A 16,789-nucleotide genomic window follows, 5' to 3' on the forward strand; every position below is an offset into this window, starting at 1 on the left:
AGGTGAAGAGAGATGTTTGACCGTAAGAATGCGTTTTTTGGCCTGCACTTCGACCTGCATCCCGTGGCGGAGGACCATGCGCTGGGCGCCGATATTGAGCCGCGTGCCGTAGCCGAGTTGCTGCGGCGCATCCGGCCCGATTTTGTCCACTACGATTGCAAAGGCCATCCCGGCTACGCCGGGTACGAGACCGCTGTCGGCACACCGTCGCCGGGCATCGTCCGCGATGCGCTGGCGATCTGGCGGGAGGAGACGCATAAGTTGGGTATCGGACTGGGAGTGCACTACTCCGGCGTCGTCGATCACCTCGCCGTCCGGCAGCGGCCAGAGTGGGCGGTGAAGCATTCCGACGGTCGGCGGGATACGGAGGCGACCAGTTTATTCGGCGGCTATGCCGACGGACTGCTCATCCCCCAGCTTGCGGAGATTGCCGATCGCTATGACGTTGACAGCGTCTGGCTCGACGGCGAGTGTTGGGGAGCGAAGCTGGACTACGGTCCGGAAGCGTTGGCGGCGTGGACGGCCGAGACAGGCTGGACGGACGCGCCTGTCGATCGCAGCGACAGCCGCTGGGGTGCGTGGAAGAGCTTCCACCGCGCCCGCTTCGAGGCGTATCTGCGTCACTGGACGACGACGCTTGGCGAATGCAAGCCCGGCGTTCAGCGGGCGAGCAACTGGGCGTTCTCGACGATGAATCCGGTGCCGGTGTCGGCCCCGGTCGACTACCTCTCCGGCGATTTCGACCCGATGCTCTCCGCCGATCGCGCCCGCACAGAGGCTCGCTATCTGTCCCAGGTCGGCATGCCGTGGGAGCTGCAGTCATGGGGCTTCGACAACGCCGACGGCCAGGAAGAGCTGCTGAAGTCGGCGGCGCAACTGAAGCAGGAGGCGGGTGTCGTGCTGATGCACGGCGGTGGATACATGCTCTACTATCTGCCGACCCGCTCCGGTTATATCGCCGAGGAGATCGTCGACACCGCCGCCGAAGTCGCTGCCTATTGCCGGGAGCGCCAGCAGCTCTCGCATCGCAGCGTGTCTGTACCGCAGATCGCGCTGCTGCACTCTGCCGAAAGCCAGTTCGACATCTCCGATCGGGTGTACACCTGGTGGGATACGCCTCTCGTCGAGTTGGAGGGCGCGCTGCATGCGCTGCTGGAGTCGCACTACTCGGTCGATGTGCTGACGGAGTACATGCTAATGGAGCGGCTGGACGACTATCCGCTGCTCGTCATCCCGGATTCTCCGGTGCTGAGCGAGTCGTTCCGCCGGCGTGTGCTGCGCTATGTCGAGGACGGCGGTCGTCTGCTGCTGCTCGGGGAGCGCTGCGCTCGGCTGTTCGGCGAAGCGCTCGGCGTCCAACTGCTGGGCGAGCCGCAGCAGCTGCGGGTCCAGCTCGTCTCGGGCGCGGGCAAGATCGGTTGTCCCGGCCTCTGGCAGGCGATCGAGCCGCAAGGCGCCGAGGTGCTGTCGATCCGCTACCACGGCGAGGGCGAGCAGGAGCGCAGCGCCTACCTCGATGTGCGGTCGGACGGCGTGTCCGAGCAGCATCGACAGCTTCGCAAGGAGGGAGCGGCAGCGACGCTGCACCGCTACGGCCAGGGACAGATTGCGGCCGTCTACGGGCCGATCGCCTCTCGCTACTACTACAGCCATCATCCCTTCATGCGGCGGTACATCCGCGATCTGGTCGAGCGGCTGTTCCCGGACCCGGCGGTGACGATCGATGCGCCGGCCTACATCGATCTGGCGCTGCGCCGAGCCGCCGACGGGACGCTGTGCGTGCACCTGTTGAACCTGGCGCAGATGCCGGTCTCGAACCGCCGCGGCTTTCCCGAGGCCGTGCCGCCGAGCGGACCGATCAGGCTGTCCGTGGCAGTAGCCGAGCGGCCGCAGTCTGTCTCATGGGAGCCGACGGGCGAGACGCCGGTCTGGCGCTGGCAGGACGGTCGGCTCGAGACGACCGTATCTTCTCTCGACATCCACGGCATCCTCGTTATCCGAGATACGGCAGGGGAGCGCCGAGACTGAGCGGCAGGCTTGGATGAATACGCGGATGAACTTTTTTAGGACGCCTTTGCAGTCGCTCTGAAGCGGGCCGCAAAGGCGTCTTTGGCGAGGAATCGGGCATGCAGGCCACCAGAGCGACTTGGCATGATCAATGTGGATTGCGGATGCAGAGAACCGGTGCCGGAGTTTGTCGTTCTCTGCCTCTTTTGCCGGTATCCCGTTCAATCAGGTTGGGCCTATGCCTTCTTAGCGTTTATCGATAAAAGGAGAGATAGTGGAAGGCGGAGAGAGCGTGAACTGACCGGAAGGGATATTGGTAAAAGGGGAGAAAAAGCGATAGAACGGGTATAGCGTGAACGGAATGGCGGGGATAGCGACAAGTCGTCGAAGCGGGGGATCGGCTTTCTTCTTTGACGATTGTATTCGCGCGAAACTTCATCGAATTTGCCTGGACGAGGCGCCGATAAGGCGTGAAGAATTTCAACGGCGTTTTTGCTTGTCTGCCATCATATTCCTCCCCTCCTCCGGATAAACTGGGAGTAACGATAACTTTCGACTCACTGACACTTGCGAAGGGGATGAGCGGCATGCTGATGAACGGGTTGATCGGATTGGTTATCGTGTTTCTGATCGTGGCGGCCAGCAGCGAGAGAACGGAAGCGATTGCCGAGATGATGGAGGACTAGCGCAACCGGACGGGCGCCGCGCCAGCGCGCCGAATATAGAAGCAAGGCCGGCGAACCGTTCCCCGTCCGGGGAGGTCTGCCGGCCTTGCCGCATAGGCGGACCCGCTTTTACTTCTGAGCCGCCAGGAAGGCGTCCACTTGAGCTTGCAGCTCCTGCTGAACCTTGTCGAGACCGGCGGCCTTCAACTGTTTGTTCAGCTCTGCGAGGCCGCCGTCGACGTCCTTGACGACTCCGTACTCAAGCGGAATGGCGTAACGGAGCATCACGTTGCCGAGGTTGGAAATTTCCGTCTTCACCTTGCTGTTGTCGAAGACGAACGTTTCCAGCGGATAATGATACACCTTCGCTTCCCATTTCTTCACGAGATCGGAGGCTTCCTGCGGGAAGTCCACGTTGTCGCGATTGAGCGGGGAATTGAAGCTCCAGTTGGAGAAGCCGGTATAGTTCGGATTTTTGTCCGTGGCGATATACTTGTCTTCGCCCGATTTCTCGTAATGAACGCCTTCGATGCCGTACATCATCAGATCGTGCAGCTCCTTGTCGTTCTGCATCAGATCGAGGAACATTAACGCGCGCTCCGCGTTTTTGGATGTGGCATGGATGGACGTGCCGTTCTGCGTGGAGATGGCCACCGATTTGGCTTTGTCCGGGTTAATGTCGGCCAGAGCTACCTCGTAAGGCGAATTTTCCTGGCGCATCAGCGCCATCAGCGCTCCCAGAGTGCCGTTGTTATGCGTAATCGAAGCCGTTTTGCCCTGCTTGAAGTCCTGCTGATGGTCGTTTTTGCTGTTCAGGGCGTTCTTCGACCAGGCGTTGTTGTCGGCAAGGTCCTTGTAATAGAGAGCCAAATCTTTGAATTCCTGTGTCTCATAGACGTTAAAAATCTGTCCTTGCGGATCGTTCAGCTTAAAGGCGAACGGCATATCCAGATCGAACATATTCCATTCGTTCTCCTGCTTCAGCAGCACCCGGTCCAGGTTGTGGTATTTCCAGTCGCCCGTCTCCGGCGTGAACGGGAGCATGCCTTTCTCGTTCTTGGCAACCGTCTTCAAATAGTTCGCATAAGCTTCCGGGCTGTCGATCGCCGGCAGGTCGTATTTCTTGCGCAGATCCTCGCGGTACAGAATCAGCTTCTCGACCGATTCCCCCCGGTTCTGGGGAACCATGTACAGCTTGCCGTTCACCTTGGCCTGATCCCAGCTCACCTTCGGCATCGCTTCCCAGGTGCTCGGCATGTACTTGGCCAGCATCTCCTCCGTCAGCTCCAGAAATCCGCCTTTCAGCGCCTGATCGTTGTAGCCGGCCCAGTTCGCCGAGTAGATCAGATCGAAATCTTCGTTGGCCGCCAGCTTGAGCGGGTACTTCTGGGCCCAGTCGGACCAGTCGAGAAACTCGCCTTCGATCGTGGCGTTGATCTCTTCCTTAAGCTTCTTGTTGATTTCGGCGAATACGCTGTCGTAGTCTATCGGCTTCGGGCCGATGAAGATCATTTTCAAATGCGCTTCGGCGGAGGTATCGATGCCGCCTTCGCTTCCCGTATCCGCGGACGGTTCCGCCGAAGTCGCGGCCGGAGCCGAGCTTTCGGCAGCCGGAGCATTGCCGCCGCTATTGCTGTTGTTGCTGCCGCCGCAAGCGGTCAGAACGATGGCGAGCGTCAGGATGACGGAGAGAATCAGGAAGCTCTTTTTCGTTGCCATGCGAAATTTCCCCCTAAGGTTTATTGGTGATAAACCGGGCTTGCCCGGATTCATCCTTTTACGGCGCCGATCGTCAGACCTTGCACGAAATACTTCTGAACGAACGGGTAAGCGAGCAGAATCGGACCGGTCGCAACGACCGTCATCGCCATCTTCAGGCTTTCGGAAGGGATCGTCGTCGTGACGACGGCTCCGGCGCTCATCATCGCTTTGCGCATGCCGTCCATGTTGCCGAGCATTTTGTACAGATAATACTGCAGCGGCATTAGGTTTTCGTTCGAGACGAACAGCAGGGCGTTATACCAGTCGTTCCAATAGGCCAGGGCAAGGAACAAGCCGATGGTCGCCAGCGCAGGCTTGGACAGCGGGATAATCAGGCGGGCGTAGATGAGAAAATCCCCCGCGCCGTCGATTTTGGCCGACTCCACGATCGCTTCGGGAATGCCGCTCATGAACGACTTCATCACAATGATGTAGAACACATTGAGCACCATCGGAATGACGAGCGCAAGCGGCGTATCTTTCATATGCAAATAGTTGACGATGAGCAGGTACCAAGGGACGAGCCCCCCGCTGAACAGCGTCGTGAAGAAAAAGAAGAAGGAGAAGTGGTTGCGCCATTTAAAGTCCTTCCGGGACAAGGCGTAAGCCGTCATCGAAGTCAGGAACAAGCCGAGCAAGGTGCCGACAGCCGTTACCCCGATCGTCACGACATACGCCTTGATCATCTGCGTCGGGTATTTGAACAAAATGCCGTATGCCTCAACGGAGAAATCAAGCGGAAGAAACGGATACCCGTCCACGATAATCGTGCTCTCTTCCGTCAGGGACGAGGAGACGACGAGAAGGAAGGGCAGGACGCAGAGCAGCGCCAGCACCGTCAGCGACGCGTAACCGATGGCCGCGAACAGCTTCCGGTCCATCGCTCTCCGTCCCCGCGAATGCGGAAGGGGCTGCCGGTTCGGCTTTTCAATAGATGTGTACATGTCGTCACCCCCAGATCAGAATAGAGCCCGGTCTTGGTCGTATTTGCGAACCGCGTAGTTGACCGTCATAATCGTCGCGAAGCCGAGAACGGACTGGAATACGCCCGCCGCTGCGGACATGCCGATATCGTTCGACGTAATGAGCGACCGGAATACGAACGTATCGATGACGTCGGTCGTCGAGAACAGAAGCCCGTTGTTGCCGACCATGTTGTAGAACATGCCGAAATCCCCGCGGAAAATGTTGCCGACCGCCAGCAGCACCAGAATGATCAACGTCGGATACAGATTGGGCAGCGTGATTTTCGCAATGCGTTGGAAAATGTTCGCTCCGTCAATCTCGGCCGCCTCGTACATCTCGGTATCGATGCCGGCGATCGCGGCCAAGTACATGACCGTCCCGTAGCCGAGCGTTTTCCAGGCGGAGACGGCGACGAGAATGTAAGGCCAGTAGGCGGGCGTGTTGTAAATGTCGATCGGCTCGAGTCCGAGTCCCCTCAGCAGCGCGTTGACGGTGCCGATGTCGTAGTTCAGCAGGTTGTAGGCGATGGCACCGACGACGACCCAGGAGATGAAATAGGGAAGGAACAGGATCGACTGCGTCAGCTTTTTGAACCACTTGCCTCCGATCTCGAACAGCAGAATCGCCGCGAAAATCTGCAGAAAGTTGTTCACCGCAATGAAGGCGACATTATACAGTGCCGTATTCCTCGTAACCGTCCAGGCATCGCCGGATTCGAAGAAGAAGCGGAAGTTGGCCAGTCCGTTCCAGGCGCTGCCGAAAATCCCCCCCGCATAGTCGTAGTGCTTAAACGCGATAATGATGCCGGCCATCGGGACGTACGCGAACAGGAGGAAAAACGCGACGGCCGGGGCCAGCATCAGCAGGATCGTTCGGTAGCGTTTCACATCGAATAGAAATTTGTGTAGTCGCATAGGCTGCTCCCCTTTCCTCGCTTTTAATTATGGGAGCGGAGCCGCGGAAATTTAATCATGTGAAACAACGAAACATAGTACGAAACCTACAATTCCGGAATTCCTTCAGAAAATAATGGATGGCGCGCTTATCGGCGAGGGGGATTCACATCGGCTTCCGCTTGACTTAAAATGAAAGCGTTGCAAACGAGGGGAAGGTCTAAAAATATGGCGCTAACGGCTTCGGGCTCGGCCTATGCGGAAGGACGCATCCAGAGGTACATTCCTTTCACTTACAAGACGATGCTTCCCTACTTGATTCTCGTGCTGCTGACGGATATCGTCATCGGTTCCATCTCCTACACGATGCTGATCGATTCGCGGACCGAGATGGCCGAGACGAATCTTCGCACGGCGATGGAGCAGGCGCGCGACAATATGGAGTATCAGATGGACGAAATTCAGCGGATGTCGGACACGCTGTTCGGCAGCCTGCCGTTTCAGCGCGCGCTGCAGACGAGAGGCGACCCGCTGAATATTTATTTGACGATGCTGGACGAGATTGTGCCGCAAATCCAGTCTCCGCTCCAGCTGTACGGCAACGATATCCGCTTGATCCTGTACGTGACGAACGAAGAACTCAATTCCGTGCTGGGCGACGATCTTTCCAAGCCGATCGACGGAGACGATTATTACATTCTTCAGTTCGCCGAGATCGAGCACAGCGAATGGTTCCGATCATATCGGGAGACGGGCAGGGACAACGACTGGCTGCAGGTCGATACGGACGCGGAGCTGGAAAATATATCGCATATCCGCAAGCTGGTGTCTTACAGCGATTATTCGACCGTTATCGGGTACGTACGCATTACCGCGAAGCTGCCGGATCTGCTCGGAAGCTTCGACGCGTTCCCGGTGGAGGAAGGGATCGCGCTCCGGCTGCTCGATACGTCCGCGAATACGGTTCTGTTCGAACGGGGGACGACCGTCCAGAGCGGCGCGGGCTACTTGAGCCTGCGAGAGGAAATTCCCGAATCCTCGCTGGCGATCGAATCGTTCGTCCCGTCCTCTTATCTGACCAAGGACGCCAGCCGGCTGCGCAAGGCGATCGTCGCCGTCTGCCTGCTGAGCTTTGTCGTGATGACCGGGATCGGTCTTGTCGTCGCCAGGCTGTCCGGCCGGAAGATGAAGCGTATCGTCTCGCTCGTCCGCTCCTTCGAGGAGGGCAACTTCCGGAAGCGGATTCGCTTCTCCGGCAACGACGAATTCGTGCGCATCGCGGATTCCTTCAACGTAATGGCCGCGAGCATCCAGGAACTGATCGACAGCGTGTACGTCGAGGGCATGCAGAAGAAGCAGGCGGAGCTGGAGGCGCTGCAGGCCCAGATCAATCCTCATTTTCTGTTCAACACGCTGTCGACGATCAGCAGCCTGGCGAACCTGGGGGAGACGAGGAAGGCGACCGAGATGATCCAGCGGTTATCCCGTTTCTACAGGCTGACGCTGAACAAGGGGCAGGTATTCATCGCGCTGGAGAAGGAGCTGGAGCAGGTGCAGACTTATCTGGACATTCAGCGAGTCAAATACGCGGATGCATTTGCTGTGCACGTCGATGTCGATCCGGAGATTAGGAACGTGCAGGTCATCAAGCTTATTTTTCAACCGTTTGTCGAAAATATTTTCAAGCACGCCTGGTTCGGGGACGCGATCGCGATTCGGATTACCGGACATCGGGTCGGGGACCGGATCGAGCTGAAGGTGATCGACGACGGCGTCGGCATGTCGCCGGGGCAGGTGAAGGCCATCATGCAGGGGACAAGCCATGGAGGCGGCTACGGCGTGCGCAACGTGGACGAGCGGATCAAGCTGAGGTACGGGAAGGAGTATGGAGTTCGAATCGGCTCTGTCCGCGGCGCCGGAACGACGGTGCTGATCGTGCTCCCCGCATCCGGCGAGCCGTCGGGGGAACCGGAATAGTTGCAAAAGTATAAGGGATCGTTGTTTCGCGATATGTCCGTGCGCGAGAGTTGTCGGGTAAGCTAAATTGGAGGGCCACGCCTGCTTGGGGGATGGAAGGACCATGAGCATTCGCATCTTGCTGGTGGACGACGAAGCGGTCGATCTGGAATGGATGCGGCGCAGAGTCGCAGCCAGTCCGTTCGAGCTGCAGATCGTGGGAGCGGTGAACACCGGTTTTATGGCTTTGAAAGTATTGGAGCAGGAGCAGACGGATCTGATCCTGTCGGACATCCGCATGCCGATCCTGTCGGGCATCGATTTCGCGCGAAGGGCGAAGAAGCTGCAGCCGAACGTGAAAATCGTCTTCATCAGCGGTCACGAGGATTTCGGCTACGCCAAGGAGGCGATCGAGATCCCCGCTTCGGGGTATCTTCTGAAGCCGGTCGAGGACCGCGAGCTGTACGAGCTGCTCGGAACGCTGTGCGACAAGATCGAACAGGAGCGGGAGCAGAGCCGTTCCATGCTGCAGGCGCTCTCGCTCGTCAACGAGGAGCTGCTGCTGCGCTGGCTGAACGGCGCCGAGGGCGGCCCGCTGGTCCGGAGCCTGCTCGCTCCGCTCTGCGAAACGGGCGTATCCGTCGCGATGATTGAGATCGATGATCTGGAGCTGAATTTGCAGGACAATCCCGAGGAAGAGAAGCGGGAGCGGGTCGCGCGGGTGACCGAATGCCTGAAACGGTTCGTCGCCGACCGGCAGGCCGGCATGCTGCTGACGAGCCATCACGGCCGCTACGTTCTGCTGACGGCGGCTTCCGAGGAACGCGGCGAAAGCCTGCTGGAGGAGCTGGTCCGGGAAGTGCGGGAGAGGCTGCCGTACACGGTCACGGTCGGCGCGGGCGCGTTCGCGCAAAGCGAGGCGGAACTGCTCGCCTCCTACCGGCAGGCGCAGGCGGCGCTCAGCGCCAAATGGCTGCTCGGCAAAAACCGGCTCATCCGCGGCGTCTCGGAGACGTCGGCGCGCGGCAAGCAGGCGGCAAGCTTCGGCGATACGGTCGACCGGCTGCTGGAAGCCATTATGCAATATGATCTTGTCGCCATCGACGACCGCTTGCTCGAGCTGTTCGACGATTCGGCTCCGACCGGGAAGAGCGAGGCGTACGATCTGATCGTGCGAATCACCTCAAGGCTTCATGCCGGACTGGCCGCCATGAACGAGGATTTGTACGAGCTGCTGAAATGGGAATCGCATCAGCCGGTGCGGCTGTTCCAGTTCGAGACGATCCACGATATTCTCTCCTGGCTTCGCCGCCGGCTGTTCGAGCTGTCGGAGCTGCTCTATTCCAAGAAGCAGCGGCAGAAGCGCAAGCTGATCGAGGAGATCATGCGCTATATCGAGGAGCGGCTGGATCAGAAGGTAACGCTGAAGGAGACGGCGGCCTATTTCGACTTTACGCCGAACTATCTCGGTTATCTCTTCCTCGAAGAGACCGGCATTCACTTCAGTCAATACTTGAATGAACGGAAGATGCGCAGAGTGTGCGAGCTGCTCTCCGACCCGACGCTCAAAATCTACGAAATCGCCGACCGCGCCGGCTATAAAAATATTTTGTATTTCAACCGGCAATTCAAGCAAGCGACGGGCATGACGCCGGGCGAGTACAGGAAAAAGCACAAAATCTAGCGCTCGCGCCAAGGAGGGAGAATATGGGGGACAAATCGCGTATGCGAGGTCTGGCCGTCATTCTCGCTTTGGCGCTCTTGCTGAGCGCCTGCGGCGGCGGATACGGCTCCGGGGGAACGAATGGAAGCGCGGCTGTTCGAGAGACGGCGGCAAGCTCGGGATCGGAATCGGCGGGGGCCGGCGCTGACGCCGACGGAGAAGTACGGCTGAAAATGCTGCTCATCGGAGGCAAACCGGCGGATTACGAGGAAGTATTCGGGCGGCTCAATACTTTGCTTAAGGACAAAATCAACACGACGGTCGAAGTCGAGTTTCTTGACTGGTCGGACTGGTCGCAGAAATATCCGCTGAAATTCGCGGCCAAGGAAAATTTCGATATCGCGTATACCGCGAACTGGGCCTTCTACTACGATCAGGCGATCAAGGGCGGCTTCCTGGAGCTGACCGACGACCTGCTGGCCCGCTATGCTCCCCGAACCTGGGAGACGATGCCGGATATCGCCTGGGAGCAGGCGAAGGTGGACGGCAAGCTGTATATGGTTCCGAACAACAATCGGGAAATTACCGACAAAGCGGTTATTATCCGCGACGACTTGCGCAAGAAATACAAGCTCGAGCCGGTGAACGATCCGAAGACGTTCGCCGACTATGTGAAGACGGTCGGGGCCGGGGAGAGCGAGCTCAGCGCTTTCGGAGCCAAGCCGGCGGACGGGTGGAAGTGGCACGAACTGGACCAGATTTTGCTGGAGCAGCAGAACGAATGGAATCTGGTCGATTACAGCATTCCGTTCGCCTACCGGCTGGACGATCCGGAGGGACGGGTATTCAACGTCTACGACACACCGGAATTCCGCGAACTGATCGCGTATTACAAGGATTTGGCCGACCACAACGGCTGGTCGAAAAATATCATCACGAACAAGTCCGACGTGTGGCAGGACATGCTGGCGGGCAAAGCCGGATCGTATGCGCATAACCTGGGAACGATGGCGATCAATCTCATCGAGATGCGCCGCGAACGGCCGGATTTCGCAGGCTCGATTGCCGACCTGACGCCCGGCAAGAAGAAGATCGGGGCGATCTCCACCCAGAACGGAATGGCGATCCACGCCGCTTCGAAGCAGGTCGAGCGCTCCTTGATGCTGATCGACCTGCTGCAGAACGATAAGGAGATTCACGATCTGACGATGTACGGCATTGCCGGCAAGCATTACGAGCCGATCGGCGATGACCGGATGCGGAGCGGACCGGATGCCGGCAGCTATACGGGGTTCTCCAATTGGGGATGGAACTCGCCGCTGAACCGGACGGATGCCGCCTATCCGGAAGAAGCGGCTGCCATTCACGACAGATGGCTGGGGGAAATCTTTCATTTTCCGCTGGAGACGTTCGTGTTTAACGATGCGGCCGTGAAGAACGAGGTGGCCAATGTCGGCAATGTAATGCTGCGTTACGCGATTCCGCTGGAATACGGTCTGATCGAGGATCTGGATCGGGGCCAGGCGGAATTGATCGGTCGGCTCAAGACGGCGGGCATCGAGAAAGTCGGGCAGGAGCTGCAGGCGCAGATCGACGCGTTCCTGAGCCGATCGCACGAATAGACTGCGCGGAGCAGCGGCCAAGGCAGCGGACGGCCTTTCGGGATTCCGGTTATGAAGACAATCAGGGAGATGAGCGAGGATGACAACGAATAACGGCTCCAACGGGATAAACGGCGGTACAGGGAAGTTTCCTCCGATCAGCGCCAAGCTGCCGGCGATGATGCACGGCGCGGATTACAATCCGGATCAATGGCTTCACGATCCGAAGGTGCTCGAGGAAGATATTCGGCTGATGAAGCTGGCGGGCTGCAATGTGATGTCGGTCGGCATCTTCGCCTGGTCGGCGCTGGAGCCGGAGGAAGGCCGCTTCGAATTCGGCTGGCTCGACCGCGTGCTGGACACGTTCGCGGACAACGGCATTTACGCCTGGCTGGCGACACCGAGCGGCGCAAGGCCGACGTGGATGTCGCAGAAATATCCGGAGGTGCTGCGGGTCGGCGCGAACCGCGTTCGCAATCTGCACGGCCTGCGGCACAACCACTGTTACTCTTCGCCGGTGTACCGGGAGAAGACGGCTCTGATGAACGCGAAGCTGGCCGAGCGGTATGGGCATCACCCGGCCGTCGTGGGCTGGCATATTTCGAACGAATACGGCGGCGAATGCCATTGCGGCTATTGCCAGGAGGCGTTCCGCGATTGGCTCAAGGCGAAGTACGGAACGCTTGAAGCGCTGAATCTGGCCTGGTGGGCCGCTTTCTGGAGCCACACGTACACGGATTGGGCGCAGGTCGAATCGCCCGCGCCGCACGGAGAGACGATGGTGCACGGCCACAACCTGGATTGGCGTCGCTTCGTGACCGACCGCACGCTCGATTTTTACAGGCATGAGATCAAGCCGCTTAAGGCCGCCAATCCGGAGCTGCCCTGCACGACGAACATGATGGACTTATTTTACGATCTCGACTATCGCGCGTTCGCGGACGACCTTGACGTGATTTCCTGGGACGCTTATCCGACCTGGCACGAGACCGATTCGGACGAGAGCGTCGCTTCGTGGTTTGCCTTTAACCACGATCTGTTCCGCTCATTGAAGAAGCAGCCGTTCATGCTGATGGAGAGCACGCCGAGTCTGACGAACTGGCAGCCGGTAAGCAAGCTGAAGCGCCCGGGCATGCATCGTCTGTCCTCCTTGCAGGCGGTGGCGCACGGCGCCGACACAGTGCAGTATTTCCAGTGGCGCAAGAGCCGCGGCTCCAGCGAGAAGTTTCACGGCGCCGTCGTCGACCATGTCGGACACGAGCATACGCGCGTGTTCGGGGACGTGGCCGAGCTGGGCCGTACTTTGGCTGGGCTGACGGATCTCGTGGGCACGCCGGTGCCGGCCGAAGCGGCGATCCTGTTCGACTGGGACAACCGTTGGGCGGTCAACGACGCGCAAGGCCCGCGCAATGGCGGCATTCACTACGAGAAGACGGTGATGCAGCATTACCGGGCGCTCTGGGGACTCGGCGTGCCGACCGATATCGTCGGCTCGGGCGACGATCTGGGCGCGTACAAGCTGCTGCTCGTGCCGATGGCCTATCTGCTGCGGGAGGAGACCGGACGGAAGATCGAGCGGTTCGTCCGGGACGGCGGCATCGCGGCGGTGACTTATTGGAGCGGCATCGTGAACGAGAACGACCTGTGCCATCTGGGCGGATTTCCCGGGCCGCTGCGGCAGACCGTCGGCATCTGGGCCGAGGAGATCGAAGGGCTGCACGACGGCGACCGCAATTCGGTCGTGATGGCGGGGAGCAATCCCCTCGGCATCGAGGGCACCTTCGAGGCCCGCGAGCTGTGCGAGCTTATCCACGCCGAGACGGCGGAGACGCTCGCCGTGTACGGCGGCGATTTCTACGCGGGGCGCCCGGCGCTGACCGTTAACCGTCTCGGGGACGGGGCGGCGTATTATTTGGCGGCGCGGATTATGGACGACGTCTTCTATCGGGCTTTCTACGACAAGCTTGCGCACGAGGCGGGCGTTCGCCGAGCCTTCGGCGGCGAGCTTGCGCCGGGCGTCACCGCCCAACTGCGCAGCGACGGCTCCGTCGACTACGTCTTCCTGCTGAACTTCTCGGGCGGCGAGGCGGCGGTCGGGCTGGACCAGGCCGACTACGAGGACGCAGAGACACACGAGCGCGTCTCCGGCCTGCTCGAACTCCCGGTCAATGGCGCTCGCATCTTGAAGAGACCGGCGACTCGCAGCTAGGCACGGCTGATTAGCGAACGCGGCCAAGCGGCGGCACAACCCGCGGCGCAATCCGAGACACGGACCATGGGATACACGGCCCCATTCGAGACATGGGAACCATTCGAGTCTGCGGGTTGCGCCTTTTCAGCGATTGCTCCTTGGCCTAGCTGACGGTATCCCGTTCGCACAGGCCAATACTCGAAGAAACCTGCTATCCTCCCGCTAAAGGCCGCCATTTCGCTCGAGATGTTCTAAGAAACCTGCTATCCCCTCGCCAAAAGCCGCCATACTGCCCGAGATGTTCTAAGAAACCTGCTATCCCCTCGCCAAACGCCGCCATATCGCTCGAGATGTTCTAAGAAACCTGCTATCCCTTCATCAAAAGCCTGCTATATCGCTCGAGATGTTCTAAGAAACCTGCTATCCCCTCGCCCAAAGCCGCCATATCGCCCGAGATGTTCTAAGAAACCTGCTATCCCCTCGCCAAAAGCCGCCGTATCGCCCGAGATGTTCTAAGAAACCTGCTATCCTCTCGCGAAAAGCCGCTATATCGCCCAAGATGTTCTAAGAAACCTGCTATCTCCCCGCCCAAAGCCGCCATTTCGCCAAAGCTGCAAGGTCATTTCGAAGTCAATAGGAGTCATGGTTAACGCGTCAGCTGTATTTTCCCGGAGGGGCGGTGGAGGGCGAGGCTTGTCGAATTTAGTAGGACTAGTATTGCCTAACTATTCCGTTTATTATGGAATTGAGGGATGAAGTAAAACAGGGAGGAGTCGCTGCTCTTGGATTTTACGTTTGAGATTTTGGATTCCTCGACCATTAATATCCGGTTTAATTACGGAGGAGCCTGGTTCGAATTCAACCTGTTCTACGAGCGCGAGCAGTGGATTCTGCACCCATACGACGCCAGTCTGCTGGGGAACCCGGAGATGTGCCGGCTGGTCATTGCGGATTTGCTGGCGAACAAGACCTTCCAGGTGATGCTGGCCAAGGAGCGCATTCTGCTCTCCCAGCTTCGGACTTCCGTCGACGTCTCGGGCGATCGCTATGAGCGAATCCCTTCGGAACGTTCGGGACGGGAGAACGAGCGGGAGCCGGAGCGCGGCGCGGGGGACGAGATCGACCGCTGGGTGCAGCAGCATACGTTTAAGGAAATCGTCGACCAGGAGCGGCAGCGGCTCGAAAGTCGTCTTCAACTCTATCAGACGCTGCTCCAAAAAATGTTCTATCAAAACCTGGGACCCGGCGACGACGAATTCGACAAAGTGCAAGAAATAACGCGAATCTATAAAGACGCGATCGGCAGGTTAGACGGATTAGCGGACAGGGACGACGGCGGGGACTTTAAGGACGATCTCTCAAAGGGACGCCGATTCTAATTTATCAGGGGGATTTTTCGTGAAATACGATTTGCTCTATCAGGGTGCTTTCGCCATGCTTAAAGTTCAACTGGAGGCGGGGGAGAGCGTAAAGGCCGAATCGGGGGCAATGGTGTCCATGTCTCCCAATATCGATGTCAGCGGGACGGCGGACGGAGGCGTTATGGCCGGGCTTGGGCGGATGCTCAGCGGCGAGAAATTTTTCTTCCAGGAGCTGTCGGCGAATCGAGGCGGGGGCGAGGTGCTGCTCTCTCCATCGTCCATCGGCGACATTCAAGCCGTCGAATTGGACGGGTCTTACCGGCTGATGGTGCAGAAGGACGGCTTCCTGGCGGGAACGAGCGGCATCCAGGTCAATACGAAAATGCAAAATCTGAGCCGCGGCCTGCTGTCCGGAGAAGGCTTCTTCATTATCGAGATCAGCGGGAAGGGCACGGTGTTCCTGGCCTCGTACGGATCGATCCATGCGGTTAATATCGAGCCCGGGGAAGAACGGATCATCGACAACGGCCACCTCGTCGCTTGGCCGGATTACATGCACTATTCGATCGAGAAGGCGTCCAAAGGCTGGTTCTCCAGCATCACGAGCGGCGAAGGTCTCGTCTGCCGTTTCCGCGGCGAAGGAGTCGTGCTCATACAGACCCGCAATCCTTCCGGCTTCGGCAACTGGATCAAGAAGTTTCTCCCGGGCAGATAATCGAAAAAAAAGGTTTTGCGAATTTTCTGTGAATATCGAAAAGGCAGGCTCTAGGATGTTATAATAGAGGATACCGAGATTTACGGAAAAGAGGTGCAAAGCCTATGGATATGCAGCCCGCAGTCGGTCGAGGTTTGCCTGTCGTCTCCTATGAGCAATTATTCGAGCATTATAAGGATAAAATATTCAGCTTCGCCTGGAAAATTTTGCGAAGCAAGACGGACACCGAAGAGGCCGTGCAGGAAACGTTCCTGAAGCTTTATTTGAACTTCGAACGCCTCGATCCGGCGGGTTCGGTCTCCTCGCTTATTTTCACGACGACGAAAAACATCTGCATCGACATGCTGCGCAAGAGGAAGACGAAGCTTACGCTGAATCATCCGATGATGTACCACGAGGGCTGGGAAAATCAGGTCGCGGAAGCGAGCCGGCCCGAAGACGCGGTCATTCTGAAGGAAACCTCCGAGCATCTGCTCGCCGCTATCGACAAGCTGCCGAAAGCTTATCGGCTCATGGTCTATCAGCGGTACGTGCTGGACATGTCGATGGAAGAGATCGTGGAGATGAACCAGGTGAAGATGAACACGGTCAAGTCCCGGCTCAAACGGGGCAGAGACCTGCTTCGCAAGCATCTGGACAAGGGATGAACGAACGAGGCGGAGCGCTGCTTCGCGCGCATTGGGACAAGGATTGAACAAGCAAGCCGAGAATTCCGGGACTCCCCCGGGTTTCTCGGCTTCTTTGCGGTAACTGACCAATTCGCACACATGAACTCGAAGAAATCAAGGGAGAGGCACCATTCCAATTCCCCCTTTTTGCAGGTCGACGGGCCAATGCGCAATCCAATTCGCTCGGCGGTCTGGCGCACCGTTATTCCGTCGATTCTGCCAAAATTAGCCCATTAGCGGCACTAGCCATGCAAAAAAGCTAACATCCAACACCCATCACAAAGCCAGATTTATAATTTTAATCATTTGTTCAATATTTTTACAATGGGTGTTTGATGACAT

General features: G+C 58.4%; 11 protein-coding genes. 8 read left to right on the forward strand and 3 right to left on the reverse strand.

Going from position 1 to position 16,789, the window contains the following annotated elements; genetic code table 11:
* Positions 1-12: 12 nt before the first annotated feature.
* The gene (locus ACFFT4_RS16555; RefSeq protein WP_378049450.1) at positions 13-2,028 is read left to right on the forward strand and encodes a hypothetical protein; all 2,016 of its coding nucleotides are present in this window, start codon (positions 13-15) and stop codon (positions 2,026-2,028) included.
* Between the two features lie 773 nt (positions 2,029-2,801).
* Here ACFFT4_RS16555 and ACFFT4_RS16560 read toward each other — a convergent pair.
* The 3 genes from ACFFT4_RS16560 to ACFFT4_RS16570 are packed head-to-tail and all read right to left on the reverse strand — an operon-like array spanning position 2,802 to position 6,313.
* Positions 2,802-4,391: an ABC transporter substrate-binding protein gene (locus ACFFT4_RS16560; protein WP_378049452.1), complete on the reverse strand. Its 1,590-nt coding sequence runs from the start codon at positions 4,389-4,391 to the stop codon at positions 2,802-2,804.
* Between the two features lie 50 nt (positions 4,392-4,441).
* A complete protein-coding gene (locus ACFFT4_RS16565; protein ID WP_378049453.1) occupies positions 4,442-5,377 on the reverse strand; it encodes a carbohydrate ABC transporter permease in 936 nt (311 codons plus the stop codon).
* A 15-nt stretch (positions 5,378-5,392) separates the two neighbouring features.
* Positions 5,393-6,313, reverse strand: coding sequence for an ABC transporter permease (locus tag ACFFT4_RS16570; RefSeq protein ID WP_378049455.1), 921 nt, complete (start codon positions 6,311-6,313; stop codon positions 5,393-5,395).
* Positions 6,314-6,520: 207 nt separating this feature from the next.
* On the opposite strand from ACFFT4_RS16570, the gene ACFFT4_RS16575 reads away from it, so the two are divergent.
* The 7 genes from ACFFT4_RS16575 (at position 6,521) to ACFFT4_RS16605 (ending at position 16,426) form a co-directional block, all read left to right on the forward strand.
* The gene (locus ACFFT4_RS16575; RefSeq protein ID WP_378049457.1) at positions 6,521-8,269 is read left to right on the forward strand and encodes a sensor histidine kinase; all 1,749 of its coding nucleotides are present in this window, start codon (positions 6,521-6,523) and stop codon (positions 8,267-8,269) included.
* Positions 8,270-8,372: 103 nt separating this feature from the next.
* Positions 8,373-9,932 carry a response regulator gene (locus ACFFT4_RS16580; RefSeq protein ID WP_378049459.1) on the forward strand — a complete coding sequence of 520 codons (1,560 nt, stop codon included), beginning with the start codon at positions 8,373-8,375 and terminating at the stop codon, positions 9,930-9,932.
* Positions 9,933-9,955: 23 nt separating this feature from the next.
* Positions 9,956-11,533, forward strand: a complete 1,578-nt coding sequence (locus tag ACFFT4_RS16585; protein WP_378049461.1) for an ABC transporter substrate-binding protein — start codon at positions 9,956-9,958, stop codon at positions 11,531-11,533.
* A gap of 79 nt (positions 11,534-11,612) precedes the next feature.
* On the forward strand, positions 11,613-13,721 hold the full coding sequence (locus tag ACFFT4_RS16590) for a beta-galactosidase (protein ID WP_378049463.1): 2,109 nt from the start codon (positions 11,613-11,615) through the stop codon (positions 13,719-13,721).
* A gap of 764 nt (positions 13,722-14,485) precedes the next feature.
* Positions 14,486-15,082, forward strand: a complete 597-nt coding sequence (locus ACFFT4_RS16595) for a hypothetical protein (protein ID WP_378049464.1) — start codon at positions 14,486-14,488, stop codon at positions 15,080-15,082.
* 19 nt (positions 15,083-15,101) lie between these two features.
* Positions 15,102-15,779, forward strand: a complete 678-nt coding sequence (locus tag ACFFT4_RS16600) for a TIGR00266 family protein (protein WP_378049466.1) — start codon at positions 15,102-15,104, stop codon at positions 15,777-15,779.
* 104 nt (positions 15,780-15,883) lie between these two features.
* The gene (locus ACFFT4_RS16605; RefSeq protein ID WP_378049468.1) at positions 15,884-16,426 is read left to right on the forward strand and encodes an RNA polymerase sigma factor; all 543 of its coding nucleotides are present in this window, start codon (positions 15,884-15,886) and stop codon (positions 16,424-16,426) included.
* Positions 16,427-16,789: the final 363 nt, after the last annotated feature.

The organism is Cohnella cellulosilytica, from assembly GCF_042431195.1.
GTDB classification, from domain to species: Bacteria; Bacillota; Bacilli; order Paenibacillales; family Paenibacillaceae; genus Cohnella; species Cohnella cellulosilytica.

What these genes read in the sequence shown, in the direction of transcription:
- ACFFT4_RS16555 (WP_378049450.1), top strand. Translation starts at nt 13, where the DNA reads ATGTTTGACCGTAAGAATGCGTTTTTTGGCCTGCACTTCGACCTGCAT.
- ACFFT4_RS16560 (WP_378049452.1), bottom strand. Translation starts at nt 4,391, where the DNA reads ATGGCAACGAAAAAGAGCTTCCTGATTCTCTCCGTCATCCTGACGCTC.
- ACFFT4_RS16565 (WP_378049453.1), bottom strand. Translation starts at nt 5,377, where the DNA reads ATGTACACATCTATTGAAAAGCCGAACCGGCAGCCCCTTCCGCATTCG.
- ACFFT4_RS16570 (WP_378049455.1), bottom strand. Translation starts at nt 6,313, where the DNA reads ATGCGACTACACAAATTTCTATTCGATGTGAAACGCTACCGAACGATC.
- ACFFT4_RS16575 (WP_378049457.1), top strand. Translation starts at nt 6,521, where the DNA reads ATGGCGCTAACGGCTTCGGGCTCGGCCTATGCGGAAGGACGCATCCAG.
- ACFFT4_RS16580 (WP_378049459.1), top strand. Translation starts at nt 8,373, where the DNA reads ATGAGCATTCGCATCTTGCTGGTGGACGACGAAGCGGTCGATCTGGAA.
- ACFFT4_RS16585 (WP_378049461.1), top strand. Translation starts at nt 9,956, where the DNA reads ATGGGGGACAAATCGCGTATGCGAGGTCTGGCCGTCATTCTCGCTTTG.
- ACFFT4_RS16590 (WP_378049463.1), top strand. Translation starts at nt 11,613, where the DNA reads ATGACAACGAATAACGGCTCCAACGGGATAAACGGCGGTACAGGGAAG.
- ACFFT4_RS16605 (WP_378049468.1), top strand. Translation starts at nt 15,884, where the DNA reads ATGGATATGCAGCCCGCAGTCGGTCGAGGTTTGCCTGTCGTCTCCTAT.